General features: G+C 62.5%; 15 protein-coding genes. 8 read left to right on the plus strand and 7 right to left on the minus strand.

What is annotated here, in order from left to right; translation table 11 throughout:
* Nucleotides 1–45: 45 nt before the first annotated feature.
* Nucleotides 46–1,608, minus strand: coding sequence for a glutamine-hydrolyzing GMP synthase (guaA, locus tag So717_RS09645; RefSeq protein WP_159976615.1), 1,563 nt, complete (start codon nucleotides 1,606–1,608; stop codon nucleotides 46–48).
* A gap of 200 nt (nucleotides 1,609–1,808) precedes the next feature.
* On the opposite strand from guaA, the gene So717_RS09650 reads away from it, so the two are divergent.
* A complete protein-coding gene (locus So717_RS09650) occupies nucleotides 1,809–3,350 on the plus strand; it encodes a trimethylamine methyltransferase family protein (RefSeq protein WP_159976617.1) in 1,542 nt (513 codons plus the stop codon).
* Between the two features lie 3 nt (nucleotides 3,351–3,353).
* On the opposite strand, the gene So717_RS09655 is transcribed toward So717_RS09650, so the two are convergent.
* Nucleotides 3,354–3,644: a DUF6477 family protein gene (locus So717_RS09655; RefSeq protein ID WP_159976619.1), complete on the minus strand. Its 291-nt coding sequence runs from the start codon at nucleotides 3,642–3,644 to the stop codon at nucleotides 3,354–3,356.
* Between the two features lie 367 nt (nucleotides 3,645–4,011).
* Between So717_RS09655 and So717_RS09660 the strand changes: the two genes are divergently transcribed.
* The 3 genes from So717_RS09660 to So717_RS22060 all read left to right on the plus strand — a co-directional run bounded on the left by So717_RS09660 (nucleotide 4,012) and on the right by So717_RS22060 (nucleotide 6,620).
* Nucleotides 4,012–5,190 (plus strand): DUF6456 domain-containing protein, encoded by a 1,179-nt coding sequence (locus So717_RS09660; protein WP_159976621.1) that lies wholly within the window; start codon nucleotides 4,012–4,014, stop codon nucleotides 5,188–5,190.
* Nucleotides 5,191–5,370: 180 nt separating this feature from the next.
* Complete coding sequence (lipA, locus tag So717_RS09665; protein ID WP_159976623.1) at nucleotides 5,371–6,330, plus strand: lipoyl synthase; 960 nt, start codon at nucleotides 5,371–5,373, stop codon at nucleotides 6,328–6,330.
* Between the two features lie 113 nt (nucleotides 6,331–6,443).
* Nucleotides 6,444–6,620 carry a hypothetical protein gene (locus So717_RS22060; RefSeq protein WP_174239026.1) on the plus strand — a complete coding sequence of 59 codons (177 nt, stop codon included), beginning with the start codon at nucleotides 6,444–6,446 and terminating at the stop codon, nucleotides 6,618–6,620.
* Nucleotides 6,621–6,666: 46 nt separating this feature from the next.
* Here the strand turns inward: So717_RS22060 and hpt are convergent, their stop codons facing one another.
* Entirely contained in the window at nucleotides 6,667–7,215 is a 549-nt protein-coding gene (gene hpt, locus So717_RS09670) for a hypoxanthine phosphoribosyltransferase (RefSeq protein WP_159976625.1), read from the minus strand.
* A 69-nt stretch (nucleotides 7,216–7,284) separates the two neighbouring features.
* Between hpt and So717_RS09675 the strand changes: the two genes are divergently transcribed.
* Nucleotides 7,285–7,749 carry a type II toxin-antitoxin system RatA family toxin gene (locus So717_RS09675; RefSeq protein ID WP_159976627.1) on the plus strand — a complete coding sequence of 155 codons (465 nt, stop codon included), beginning with the start codon at nucleotides 7,285–7,287 and terminating at the stop codon, nucleotides 7,747–7,749.
* A 6-nt stretch (nucleotides 7,750–7,755) separates the two neighbouring features.
* On the plus strand, nucleotides 7,756–9,048 hold the full coding sequence (locus tag So717_RS09680) for an MmgE/PrpD family protein (RefSeq protein ID WP_159976629.1): 1,293 nt from the start codon (nucleotides 7,756–7,758) through the stop codon (nucleotides 9,046–9,048).
* On the opposite strand, the gene So717_RS09685 is transcribed toward So717_RS09680, so the two are convergent.
* From So717_RS09685 to ispD, 4 genes are read right to left on the minus strand one after another with little or no spacing between them, the layout of a single operon-like run.
* Entirely contained in the window at nucleotides 9,022–9,486 is a 465-nt protein-coding gene (locus tag So717_RS09685) for a CinA family protein (protein WP_159976631.1), read from the minus strand. The genes So717_RS09680 and So717_RS09685 overlap by 27 nt on opposite strands.
* On the minus strand, nucleotides 9,483–9,980 hold the full coding sequence (locus So717_RS09690; protein WP_159976633.1) for a phosphatidylglycerophosphatase A family protein: 498 nt from the start codon (nucleotides 9,978–9,980) through the stop codon (nucleotides 9,483–9,485). Before So717_RS09690 ends, So717_RS09685 begins: the two co-directional genes overlap by 4 nt.
* The gene (gene ispF, locus So717_RS09695) at nucleotides 9,977–10,456 is read right to left on the minus strand and encodes a 2-C-methyl-D-erythritol 2,4-cyclodiphosphate synthase (protein WP_159976635.1); all 480 of its coding nucleotides are present in this window, start codon (nucleotides 10,454–10,456) and stop codon (nucleotides 9,977–9,979) included. Before ispF ends, So717_RS09690 begins: the two co-directional genes overlap by 4 nt.
* Complete coding sequence (gene ispD, locus So717_RS09700) at nucleotides 10,437–11,111, minus strand: 2-C-methyl-D-erythritol 4-phosphate cytidylyltransferase (RefSeq protein WP_159976637.1); 675 nt, start codon at nucleotides 11,109–11,111, stop codon at nucleotides 10,437–10,439. Before ispD ends, ispF begins: the two co-directional genes overlap by 20 nt.
* Nucleotides 11,112–11,295: 184 nt before the next feature.
* On the opposite strand from ispD, the gene dusB reads away from it, so the two are divergent.
* A complete protein-coding gene (gene dusB, locus So717_RS09705) occupies nucleotides 11,296–12,276 on the plus strand; it encodes a tRNA dihydrouridine synthase DusB (protein WP_159976639.1) in 981 nt (326 codons plus the stop codon).
* A complete protein-coding gene (locus tag So717_RS09710; protein ID WP_159976642.1) occupies nucleotides 12,273–13,346 on the plus strand; it encodes a two-component system sensor histidine kinase NtrB in 1,074 nt (357 codons plus the stop codon). The genes dusB and So717_RS09710 overlap by 4 nt, the downstream gene beginning before the upstream one ends.
* The last annotated feature ends 4 nt before the right edge of the window (nucleotides 13,347–13,350 follow it).

Genomic DNA, 13,350 nt, shown 5'->3' on the forward strand with positions numbered 1-13,350 from the left:
TTGAGCCCCGGTAGTCGCCATAGCCGCAGAACCGCGTGCATCATGTCATTCCCATTCGATTGTGCCCGGAGGCTTGGAGGTGATGTCGTAGGTGACGCGGTTGATCCCCGGAACCTCGTTGATGATCCGCGTTGCCGTCTCACCCAGGAATTCATGACTAAAGGGGTAATAGTCTGCCGTCATCCCGTCAACCGATGTAACGGCGCGCAGTGCGCAAGCATAGTCATAGGTGCGCCCGTCGCCCATGACGCCCACCGTGCGAACGGGCAGGATGGCCACGAAGGCCTGCCAGATATCGTCGTAAAGCCCATGCTTGCGGATCTGATCGATATAGACAGCGTCGGCTTCGCGCAGGATGTCGAGTTTGGCGCGTGTGATCTCACCGGGACAGCGAATCGCAAGGCCCGGGCCGGGGAAGGGGTGACGCCCGATGAAGCTGGGCGGCAGGCCCAACTCGCGGCCCAGAGCGCGGACCTCATCTTTGAACAGTTCGCGCAGAGGCTCGACCAGCTGCATGTTCATACGTTCGGGAAGGCCGCCGACGTTGTGGTGTGATTTGATGGTGACCGACGGACCGCCGGAGAAAGAGACGGATTCGATGACATCCGGGTAGAGCGTGCCTTGAGCAAGGAAATCCGCGCCACCCATCTCTTGCGCGTGGCGTTCAAAGACGTCGATGAAGAGGCCGCCGATGATCTTGCGCTTGGTCTCGGGATCGGAGACCCCTTCGAGCTTGCCGAGGAACAGCTCGGATTCGTCGGCGTGAATGAGTGGCAGGTTGTAGTGCTCGCGGAACATGCCCACCACCTGCGCGCTCTCGCCTTTGCGCATGAGCCCATGGTCCACATAGACGCAGGTGAGCTGATCGCCGATGGCCTCGTGGATCAGCACCGCGGCGACAGAACTGTCGACGCCGCCGGAGAGCGCGCAGATGACCTTGCCGTCGCCGACTTGCGCGCGGATTCGCTTGATCGCCTCTTCGCGGTAAGCGCCCATGGTCCAATCGCCGGTGAAACCTGCAAGGCGGACAAAGTTTTCATAGAGTTTGGCGCCGTTCGGGGTGTGGTGCACCTCGGGGTGGAACTGGACAGCGTAGAAGTCACGCTCCGTGTCGCCGGTGATGGCAAAGGGCGCGTTGGGTGAGGTGCCATAGACCTCGAAACCCGGCGCGATTTCGCTGACGTGATCGCCGTGGCTCATCCAGACCTGTTCGCGGTCGGCCTCGAACCAGCCTTGCAGCAGGGCGAGCTTGCGCGCCTCGGGCGTCACATAGGCCCGTCCGAATTCGGCGGTGCCGTGGCCGCGCTCCACCTTGCCGCCGAGGCAGTGCATCATGACCTGTTGCCCATAACAGATGCCAAGGATTGGGACGCCCAGATCAAATACGGATTTGGGTGGCATGGGTGCACCATCCGCGAACACCGACGCGGGCCCACCGGAGAAGATCACCGCCCTGGGCGTAAACTCCGCCAGGAAGGCGTCGTCCACATGGTTGAAGGGGTGGATTTCGCAGTAAACGTTCAGCTCGCGCAGGCGGCGCGCGATCAGCTGGGTCACCTGGCTGCCGAAATCGATGATGAGGAGGCGGTCGTGATCGGATGTGCTCATGCCCGCTGCTTAGGCGCGCCGGTTGAAAGTGGCAAGGGTCGGAATGGGGGCCAGCCCCCAAACCCCCGGGATACTTTTGGCCAAAAGAAGAGCTGTGCAGGGGGCCATGTCGCTTTTTGACCTGCAAGGCCGTTATGCGGATGAGATTGCGGTACAGAATGCAGTAGCACCACCCCAAGCAGCACATCTGGAGCATGAGTATGGCCGAAGCAGCACAGCGCAGACGGGGCCGGGGCGGCGGCGCGGCGCGGCGCGCGGAGCGCAGCGCGGTGTCGTTTGAGACCGCGCGCTATATTGAACGCAACATTCCCAACTTCGAAGTGCTGAACGACGAGGCGCTGGAGATCATCGAGGCCAATGCCGAAACGGTGCTGGCTGAGATTGGAGTGAATTTTGTCGAGAATCCCGCAGCGCTTGAGCGCTGGCGCGCGGCGGGAGCTGAGGTCGACGGCGAGCGCGTGCGCATCCCGCGCGGTCTTGCGCGGCAGCTTTGTGCGACGGCGCCGTCCAGCTACACCCAGCATGCGCGCAACCCCGAGCGCAACGTAGTTGTCGGCGGCAAGAACCTCGTTCTGGCCCCAGTATATGGCCCGCCGTTTGTGCGCGATGCGGTTGGCGGGCGGCGCTATGCGACGATGGAGGATTTCCGCAAGTTCGTGAAGCTGGGTTATATGTCGAAGTGGCTGCACCACTCCGGCGGCACGGTTTGCGAGCCGACCGATGTGCCGGTGAACAAGCGCCATCTTGATATGCTGCATGCGCATATGACGTTGAGCGACAAGCCCTTCATGGGGTCAGTGACGGAGCCCAGCCGGGCGCAGGACAGTGTGGAGATGTGCGAGATCCTCTTTGGCAAGGATTTCGTTAAGCAGAACACGGTCATGACCTCGCTCATCAACATCAACTCGCCGATGACCTTCGACGATGTGATGATGGGCGCGCTGGAGGTCTATGCCAAGAACAACCAGGCCTGCATCATTTCACCCTTCATCGTGGGCGGGGCCATGGCGCCGGTGTCGGTGGCGGGCACGCTGACACAGGTGCTGGCCGAGGTGCTGGCGGGCATCGCCTACAGCCAGCTCATTCGCCCCGGTGCGCCGGTGATCATGGGGGCTTTTGTGACCTCGATCGACATGAACTCAGGCGCGCCGACTTTCGGCACGCCGGAAGCCGCGCATATCACCTATGGGGCGGGCCAGCTGGCCCGGCGGCTTGGGCTGCCCTATCGCTCGGCCGGGTCGTTCTGCGGCTCGAAACTGCCCGACGCGCAGGCGGCCTATGAGACGTCGAACAGCCTGAACATGGGGCTGCTGGCGGGCGTGAATTTCATGCTGCACGCCTGCGGCTGGCTCGAAGGTGGGCTGGTGTCGTCTTTCGAGAAATTCGTGATGGATGCGGACCAGCTCGGCACGCTGCATCACCTGGCCCAAGGGGTCATGATGGATGAGACCGCGCAGGCGATGGATGCGCTGCGCGAGGTCGGCCCGGGCGGGCATTATCTTGGCTGTGCGCATACGCAGAGCAATTTCAAGGAGGCTTTCTGGAAGTCCGATCTTCTGGATTACAAGCCCTTTGAGACCTGGGAGGATGAAGGCGCCCGCGACACGCAAACCCTTGCCAGCCTGCGCGTCGAAAAGATGTTGGGGGACTACCAGCAGCCCGCCCTTGATCCGGCGATCAACGAGGCCCTGTCCGACTTCATCACGCGGAGAAAGTCCGAAGAACCCGATAGCTTTATGTGAGCATCAGGCCGCTTGCGAGGCCCGCAGCACCCGGGCCTCACCCAGCATCGCGATCAGCACATCGACATGCTTGATCAGGCTATAGCTGGTGTCACCACCGGTGCGTTGGCTGTTCAGATCTGCCTCAAGTTCGATCAGTTTCAGCAAGGCCGCGCCATGCCGTGGCAGCACGCCGTATCCCAAAAGGCGTGGCAGGTGCACCGACCGTCGGTAGTCTTCGGCGCCAATGCGCGCCGCGCGCATCAGCAATGTGGGTCGGCGAATTGCGTGCAGCATCGAGAGCAGATCTTGCATGTCTAGAATTCCTTTGTACCGTCTTTCCCCGTGAGCTTTTTGCCCAGCAGAGGCGATACTACACGGCAGATGCGCGCGTTGCGCCGCCCTTGAGTTGGACGCGCGGAGGGATTAGGGTCTTGTTAAGACTCTGATGTCGTGGGGATTTCTGGATTGCCCTGAGCTTTGACCGATACGCCGCTGGTCGTTGGTCAATACTGTTGCGCCTGTTCGTCTATGCGCGTGCGCAGGTGTAAAAACTGTTTAGATTTTCCCGACAATACTTCTCAAATCAAAGCTGTTAACGAACGGGTAACCAAATCATCTTTAGGTTGTGTTTATAGATTCTTAAACAACCAAAGCATGTCGAAACTATGGATTTGACCCTATGAAGGAGCTGGATATCTCGACCTCATCGATCAGCCGCGGATCAGAGTCCGTTCTGCCTGACTGGGTTCCGGCTGCTGCACAGGTCTATCTCGCGCACACCGAGGCCGGGCTTCCGATACGCGCGCTCGCACGGGCGGCGGGATGTCACGCATCGACGATCCTGCGCCAGATCAGGCGGGTCGAGACGCGGCGAGATGATCCTCTGGTGGACGCAGCCCTTAAGAGCCTGGGTGCTGCGCATTTTGTTTCCCGTTCTGACACCGGCAAAGTCGATCAAAAGGACGAAGCAGGCATGAGTTTTCAAGAGCGCATCACCCCCCCGAAGTCGCAATCGGATCAACCGCCCAGCGAGGCAACCCTCCGCGTTGAGGCCGGGCGCGTCTTGCGCAGGCTGTGCGAAACTGGCGCGGTCTTGGCCGTGGCTGCTGAAATGGAAAAAGCCGTGATCGTCCGCGATGGCGCGGGCGGGCAGGCCACCCGGACCGGCGTCGTGACCCGGCAGATCGCCGAAGCCATGGCGTTGAAAGAATGGATCTCGCCGCAGACCAGCGGCAAGATCACCCGCTATACGATCACCCCCGCAGGCCGCACCGCACTTGAGACCATGCTGGATGAGGAGGGCGCGACCACCGCAGGTGGCTTTGCCGAGGCGCAAGTAGATTTTGCCGGGCAGCACCGCGTCTGGGGCGAGAAAACCTTGCCGGACATGGACACCGGGCGCCCGCGCCGGATGCGCTACAATCTGGCCGAAAGCCCGCTGACCGCGCTGGCGCGGCGGCGTGACAAGAACGGTGAGGTTTTTCTCACCGATGATCTGGTCACCGTGGGCGAACGGCTGCGCGAGGATTTCGAGCTGGCTCAGATGGGCCCGCGCGTCGCGCAGAATTGGGACAATTTCCTGACCGCGGGTGCACGCGGTGACTTTCTCCCCGACAGCGGTGTGAGCGACGGCCCGTCGAACGCCCGCAAACGCGTGGCAGACGCGCTGGCCGATCTGGGCCCGGGTCTGTCGGATGTGGCCCTGCGGTGCTGCTGTTATCTGGAAGGGCTGGAGACAGCCGAGAAAAAACTGGGTTGGTCCGCACGCTCCGGCAAGATTGTGCTGCGCATCGCGCTGATGCGGCTCAAGCGCCATTACGACGAGACAGTGGGCCCAGGTGGTCCGCTGATCGGCTGACACCTCATCGCGCAGATGCAGGCCAGGGCGTCCCATGCGGGGCGCCCTTTTGCATGTTGGTGTTGCACGACAGCCATGCACCCTGCGACCGGGCTGCCTGTTGAACCTTGCGCGTGCTTTCCGCTACAACCACATCAACAGCGGGCGCATATGGCGTCCGGATGTGAAGGAGCATGTGTGATGGCCCCCCGCGATCTGAAGATTCCCGAGCAGCGCCACCCAGAAAAGGCCCGCCGCCCGGACAATCCTCAGCCCAAGAAACCGGACTGGATCCGCGTGAAGGCACCCAGCGGTCAGGGCTATGCGGAGACCGCCCGCATCATGCGAGACAACAACCTCGTTACCGTGTGCGAAGAGGCAGGCTGTCCCAACGTCGGTGAATGTTGGAGCCAGGGCCATGCCACCATGATGATCATGGGCGAGGTCTGCACCCGCGCCTGCACCTTCTGCAACATCGCCACAGGCAAGCCGCCCGACGCGCTGGACGCCTTTGAGCCCGGTCGCGTGGCCCATGCGGTGGAAAAACTGGGCCTCAACCATGTGGTGATCACATCGGTGGATCGTGACGATATCGAGGATGGTGGCGCGGATCACTTCGCACAGACCATTCGCGCCATTCGCCACCGTAGCCCGGACACCACAATCGAGATCCTCACGCCCGACTTCATCCGCTGCGGGCCGGAGGCCCTGGAAGCTGTGGTCGAGGCGCGGCCTGACGTGTTCAATCACAACCTGGAAACCGTGCCCGGCCTCTATCCGGAGGTGCGCCCGGGCGCGCGATACTTCCACTCTCTGCGTCTGTTGCAGCGGGTGAAAGAGCTGGACCCAGGCATGTTCACCAAATCCGGTATCATGGTGGGGCTTGGCGAGAACAAGCAGGCCGTGATGCAGGTGATGGAGGACATGCGCGCGGCAGACATCGATTTTCTGACCATTGGCCAATATCTGCAACCCACGCCGAAACACCACCGGGTGGACCGGTTTGTGCACCCCGACGAGTTTGCCGCCTATGAGAAGGCTGCCTACGGCAAGGGCTTCCTGATGGTCTCAGCAACGCCGCTGACGCGCTCCTCTTATCACGCCGGTGATGACTTTGCGCGCCTGCGGGCCGCGCGCAACACAAAGCTTGGGATCGCCTGAAACACCGTGACGTTGCGTTATCCGGGGAATTTGCCCGTCTGTTCCCCGTGACTTGGGGCCTGCAGACTGTGTAGGTCGGGGGCAGAAATTTCCTCACTTTCAAGGCAGATCCAATGACCAATATTCACTGGGCTATTCTGGCCCTGCGCGACATCAATTGTGCTCTCGACCGCAACCGGTACGATGTGGCGTCCCATCATATTGACGATGCAATTTTTGCGATCATGGCGCGCGACGCGCAGGACGCACCCAAACGGGAGGCGGCCCGCCGAAGCGGGGCGCAAACCTAGCACCACGGCGCAGCTTTCAAAACGTCAACACAAGCCGGGCGGGCGATCAGCCCGGCGAATCGATGAAGCGGACCTTGCCGATAAACGGCAGGTTCCGGTTGCGCTGTGCAAAGTCGATGCCATAACCCACGACAAATTCATCCGGGATCTCGAACCCGGTCCAATCCGCCTTGAAGTCCACTTCGCGGCGGCTGGGTTTGTCGAGCAATGCGATGGATTTCAGCCGCGCGGGCAGGCGGCTGACCAGCAGTTGTGTGACGTGGTTCAACGTGTGCCCGGTGTCGACGATGTCTTCGACCACCAGCACATCGCGCCCTTCGATGGCACCGCGCAGATCCTTGAGGATGCGCACCTCGCGCGAGCTTTCCATGCCGTCGCCGTAGCTGGAGGCCTCCAGAAAGTCGACCTCGATGGGCAGGTCCAGCTCGCGCACCAGATCGGCGATAAAGACAAAACTGCCCCGCAGCAGACCCACTACCACCAGCTTGTTGGTGTCTTCAAACTCGTCATGGATCTCGCGGCACAGCGCTTCGATGCGCGCGGCAATGGCTTTAGCCGAGATTAACTCATCTATGACATAAGGACGCGCGGACATGGGTTAGACCTTGATCTTGGGTTGAGGACACAGCACATGGATGGCTAACCTTCACAATCTGACAAATCAATGCCGACCCACGCCGAAACCCGAACGCTGCCCTACACCGCCCAACAGATGTATGACCTTGTGGCGGATGTAGAAAGTTACCCGAAGTTCCTGCCCTGGTGTTCGGCGGCGCGGGTCAAATCCGTCACCCCACAAGGGGCCGCACAGGTGATGGAGGCGGACCTGATCATCAGCTTCAAGGTCTTTCGCGAGCGGTTCACCAGCCGCGTCGTGCTGATGCCTGAAGACAAGAATATCGACACCGAATATCTTGATGGGCCGTTTCGCTATATGAAGTCGAACTGGGCTTTCCGCGATGTGCAGGGTGGCTGCGAGGTCAGCTTCTTTGTCGATTTTGCCTTTCGCAACATGATTCTGCAGCGTCTGATCGGCGTGGTCTTTAACGAGGCGATGCAACGAATCGTGCGCGCCTTTGAAAGCCGGGCAGAAGATCTATACGGCCCCGCGCGCGACGCGCAGGCTTAGGTTGGCATGGGGATCACCGCCCAGCTGATTGCATTTGCAAGGTCGGAGCCCGACGCCGAAGCCCTTGAGATGATGCGCCTTTCGCTCTTCGACTGGGCGGTCTGCGGTTGCACAGGCGCTGGAGAGGCGGAGTTCGCGGGGCTTCGCGGCGCAGCTCTGAACGCAGGCTCAGAAGCGACGCTGTTTGGCGGCGGCCTACGCGCAGCCCCAACCGCCGCGCTGATCAACGGCGCGCTCAGCCACGCGCTGGATTTTGACGACACGCATTTTGATCATATCGGCCACCCCTCCGTCGCCATTGTGCCCGCCGCGCTGGCATTGGCGGAGCGGGAGCAGCGTGACTTTCAGCAGTTTTTGGTGGCCTGCCTCATTGGTGTTGAGGCCTCCATTCACGTCGGCCTTTGGCTTGGCCGGGGTCACTATCAGATCGGCTTTCACCAGACGGCCACGGCGGGTGCTTTCGGGGCGACGCTGGCCTGCGCGCGCCTTTTGGATCTGACGGCCGAGCAGACGGCCCATGCCCTGGGTCTGTGCGCCTCGCAGGCCTCTGGTCTGAAGGCGCAATTTGGCACTGCGGGCAAACCTCTGAACGCGGGGCTTGCCGCACGCAGCGGCGTTGAGAGCGCGCTTTGGGCACAGGCCGGTCTGACCGGCGCGACGGAGGGGATGGACGCGTTTTGCGCGACCCATCACGGCGCGGGTGAAACCGCATATCTGGACAGGTTGGGGCAGGCACCCTGGCGCATTCTGCGGATCAGTCACAAGTATCACGCCTGTTGTCATGGCCTGCACGCGATGCTGGAAGCCCTGCGTGAGATGACCGTGCCCCCGGGAGAGGTCGAGCGTCTCACGATCCGAACCCACCCGCGATGGATGAGCGTCTGCAACCAGCAGGAGCCTACAACCGGTCTTGCCGCCAAGTTCAGCTACCGGCAGGCGGCGGCGATGGCGTTGTCTGGCTATGAAACGGGGCAACCGGGCAGCTTCACGAATGCGGTCGCGAATGATCCTGCGTTGCGGCAACTGCGCGGACGGGTTGAGGTTGTGCCCGATGATGGGCTGACCGAGACTGAGGCCATGGTCACCCTGCGCATGTCGAACGGGGCGCAGGGTGAGGGTCACCATGATCTGGCCGCGCCGCTGCCGCGTGAGCTGCGCCACTCCAAGCTGCTCCGCAAAGCGGCCGACCTGCTGGGGTCGCAGCGCGCCAAAACTCTCTGGGCCGCCGTGTCAGAAGACGATCTGACAGCGTTGCGCCAGGAGATGCAGATGTCAGAACCGGCTGAGCAGCAGCCCTAGCGCGTGGTCACGCGCCGCGGCGCGCACCATGTCCCGCCCCAGAGCGCCAAACTCAACCGTCTCGGTGGCCACCTCACTGCCGTCAGTGATGCCGAAACACACCCGACCTTCCGGCTTGTGCTCGGACCCGCCGGGGCCAGCGATGCCGGTGATCGACACGGCCACCCGCGCCTGCGAATGCAGAAGTGCCCCGCGTGCCATTTCCATCGCAACCTCTTCGGAGACGGCGCCGTGCGCGGCCAAAGTGGCTTCGGCGACCCCCAGCATTTCGATTTTCGCGGCGTTTGAATAGGTCACGAACCCACGGTCCAGTGCACCGGATGAGCCCGCCACATCGGTCAGCGCGGCGGCGACCATGCCGCCGGTGCAGCTTTCGGCTGTGGCGATCATTTTTCCGGTGGCGCGTGCTTTATCGATGATATCCTCAGCGAGACTCATGCAATCACCCCGTGATAGAGTGCTGCAAGCGCCAGCACGCCCAGAGCGGCAAACACCCCGGCGATCACATCATCCAGCATCACGCCAAGCGCATCGCCCCGCTGATCAGCCCAGCCGACGGGGCCGGGTTTGGTGATGTCAAACAGCCGAAAGAGCAGGAAAGCTGCGATCCAGCCGGGCCACATCGCCAGAATATCGATCCCCCGCGACCAGGCGGCATAAGAGAGCGGCAACAGCGCGATCCATTGCCCCACCACCTCGTCCACCACGATTTCGGAGGGGTCATGGTCGTCGCTGCCCCGGGTCATGATGCCCGTCGCCCACCAGCCTTTCACAAAAGCTACGACCAGCGCGATCAGCAAGAGCGGAAAGCCTCCAAGCACGTGCAAAAGCCAGGCCCAGGGCAGGGCGATCAGCGACCCCCAGGTGCCCGGCGCGGGGTGAATATGCCCAACTCCCAAAACCGTCCCGATCAGACGTGCCAGCGTGCTCATGGCTTGACCAGCGCGGCGGTGGCGAGGCAGGCGATGCCTTCGCCCCGCCCGGTGAACCCCAACCGCTCCGATGTTGTTGCCTTCACTGAAATGCGATCTTGCTCAAGCCCGGCGATCTCGGCGATCCGTGTGCGCATCGCCGGGGCATGCGGGCCGATTTTGGGCGTCTCGCAGATCAACGTGCAGTCGATGTTCGACAGTCCAAAGCCCAGATCGCGCGCCAGGGCCACCGCATGGCGCAGGAAGACAGCACTGTCCGTGCCCTTCCACTGCGGGTCACTGGGCGGAAAATGCTGGCCGATGTCGCCCCGCGCCAGCGCGCCATAGATCGCATCGGTGATAGTGTGCAGCCCCACATCCGCATCCGAATGACCCACGAGCCCGCGATCATGCGGCACTGTCACACCGCAGAGCGTCACGTGATCGCCCGGGCCAAAGGCGTGCACGTCAAAGCCGTTACCCAGTCTGATGTCCATCGCGCGCTCCCAGAATGCGTTCGGCGCGGGCAAAATCGTCCCGCAGGGTGATTTTCAGATTGTCTTCGCTGCCGGGTGTGATGGCAACGTCGAACCCGGCCCGCCGCGCGAGTTCCACATCATCCGCCGCGCCATCGGGATGGGCACGATGGGCCGCGAGAATCGCATCAAGATGAAACCCCTGTGGCGTTTGCGCCCGAAAGAGACCGTCGCGCGGCACAGCCTCGGCCACATGCCCGCCTGCGCTGCGCCACAACGCGTCGACCACCGCAACCGCAGGTGCCGCGGCCACGGTCTCGCGCAGTGCTGCAATCACGCCGTCGATCACCTGGCGCGAGACGCAGGGCCGCGCCGCATCGTGAATCAGCACCTGATCGACCCGGCCGTCCAGCGCCTGCAGCCCGGCAAAGACAGAGGCGCTGCGGGTTGCGCCTCCCGCGACGATCTGCGCCTTGGGCAGGCCTGTGGTGAGGTCGGCGCTGATATCATCGGGGTGCAGGACAAGCACCAGATGCGCGATATCGGGGTGGTCTGCAAAGGCGCGCAGGGCAAAGAATGTGCTCGACTTGCCAGCCAGCGGTTGCCACTGTTTGGGCTGAGCGCCTCCCGCGCGCAAGCCGCGCCCGGCGGCAACAATAAGGGCGGCGATCTTCATGACTGGTCCGGGATGCGCATGCCTCCGTATCTATGAGGTCTGTGCCGCAGAGGCAATCGGGGCAGCTGTTTGCCTAATTATTAAGCGTTTTTTCCGGTTAAGGATCACTGAATCGCCTTGGATTATTGAGAGAAACCCATGCAATTGATACATCCTGATGCAGTGCCCAAGGATTAAGCAATAGATGCCTGCCGTTTCCCCATTCGACCTGACGCCCCCGGTTCTGCTGGCGCCGATGGCCGGAATCACTGATCTACCGTTTCGGACGCTGGTGGCGTCTTTTGGGGCTGGGTTGGTTGTATCTGAAATGGTGGCAAGCCATGACATGTTGAATGCGCGTCCGGGCACGCGCGAGAAAGCGGAGCTTGGTCTTGGCCACGTGGGCACCGCCGTGCAGCTTGCCGGGCGCGAGGCGGCGCCCATGGCCGAAGCCGCGCGTATGGTCGAAGGGCAGGGCGCGCAGGTCATCGATATCAACATGGGCTGCCCGGCCAAGAAGGTCACCCAGGGCTATTCGGGCTCGGCGCTCATGCGCACGCCTGATCACGCGCTGACACTGATTGAGGCGGTTGTGCGCGCGGTCACCATCCCCGTCACACTCAAGACCCGGTTGGGTTGGGACGATGCGATGCGCAATGCACCGGACATCGCCCGCCGCGCGGAGGCTGCGGGCATACGCATGATCACCATACACGGGCGTACGCGCTGCCAGTTCTATAAGGGGCGGGCTGATTGGGTCGCGATCCGCGAGGTCAAGGAGGCCGTGCAGATCCCGGTCATCGCCAATGGCGATATCGTCGATAGTGCCTCGGCGCGCTTTGCCCTGGCCCAGTCCGGGGCTGACGGGCTGATGGTCGGGCGGGGCGCACGTGGTCGTCCTTGGCTGCTCGCGCAGATCGCGCATGAGCTTTACGGCACGCCCGCCCCGCAGGTGCCTCAAGGCACGTCCTTTGCCGACATGGTGGGCCATCACTACGACGCGATGATCGGCTTTTACGGGCGCACGCTGGGTCTGCGGGTCGCGCGCAAGCATCTCGGCTGGTACATGGAGACCTGCGGCACGCCGGACGCGCTGCGCCGCGCTGTTCTGACCGCAACGGAGGTCGAGGCCACGCTCAAGCTGATCCCCGAGGCCTGCCATGCAGAGGATCCGGTGGCCGCATGACCTCTGATCGCGCCATATGGGCCAGCTTGCCGGTGCCTGCGCTGATCATTGGGCCGGATGATTGCATTGTGGAGATCAACTCGGCTGCCGAAGGGTTTCTGAACGTCTCTTCCAAATCGGTCTGCGATGTGCCGATCTGGGACCAGATCGCGGTGAATGACCCGCTTGAAGCGGCCTTTCAGCGGGCGCGCGACAGCGGCACGCCGCTCTTTGTGAATGACGTCGATGTGGGCAGCGGCCAGCGCGCGCCGATGCAATCCGATCTGCAGGTGGCGCCGCTGATCGGGCATCCGGGGCATATGATCCTGATGATTTCCCCGCGTGAGCTGGCTGGGCGAATGACGCAGAACCATTCGGTGAAATCGGCGGCGAAATCAGCCATCGGCATGGCGGAGATGCTGGCCCATGAGATCAAGAACCCGCTGGCGGGCATCACCGGGGCGGCGCAGCTTCTGAGCATGAACCTTGACCCCGATGATTTGGAACTGACCGATCTGATTGTCGAGGAAAGCCGCCGTATCGTGAAGCTGCTGGGGCAGGTGGAGCAGTTTGGCAATCTCTCCCAACCGGACATGCAGCCTGTGAATGTGCATGATGTGCTTGACCGCGCGCGCCGCTCGGCTTTGCTGGGCTTTGGCGCGCATATGAAGATCGTCGAGGACTATGACCCCTCATTGCCCTTGGCCTTTGGCGACCCGGACCAGTTGCTGCAGGTGGTGCTGAACCTGCTGAAGAACGCCGCTGAGGCGGCGGGCACCAGAAAGGGCACGATCCGGCTGCACAGCTACTACGAGCATTCCTTCCGGCTGCGCCGCGCGGACGGCTCGGGCGAGTCGCTGCCGCTTCAGGTCGAGATCATCGACGATGGCCCTGGGCTGCCTGACGCGATCAAGGGCGATGTCTTTGACCCCTTTGTATCAGGGCGCGAGAATGGCACGGGCCTCGGCCTCGCGCTGGTCAGCAAGATCATTTCGGACCACGGAGGCTGGATTTCCGTCACCTCCGTGCCCGGCAAAACCGTATTCCGCATTTCATTGCCGCGCGCGCCCAAGGCCGCCCCGCAGACATAAAACA

Origin of the sequence: Roseobacter cerasinus (genome assembly GCF_009811755.1) — a bacterium.
GTDB classification, from domain to species: domain Bacteria; phylum Pseudomonadota; class Alphaproteobacteria; order Rhodobacterales; family Rhodobacteraceae; genus Roseobacter; species Roseobacter cerasinus.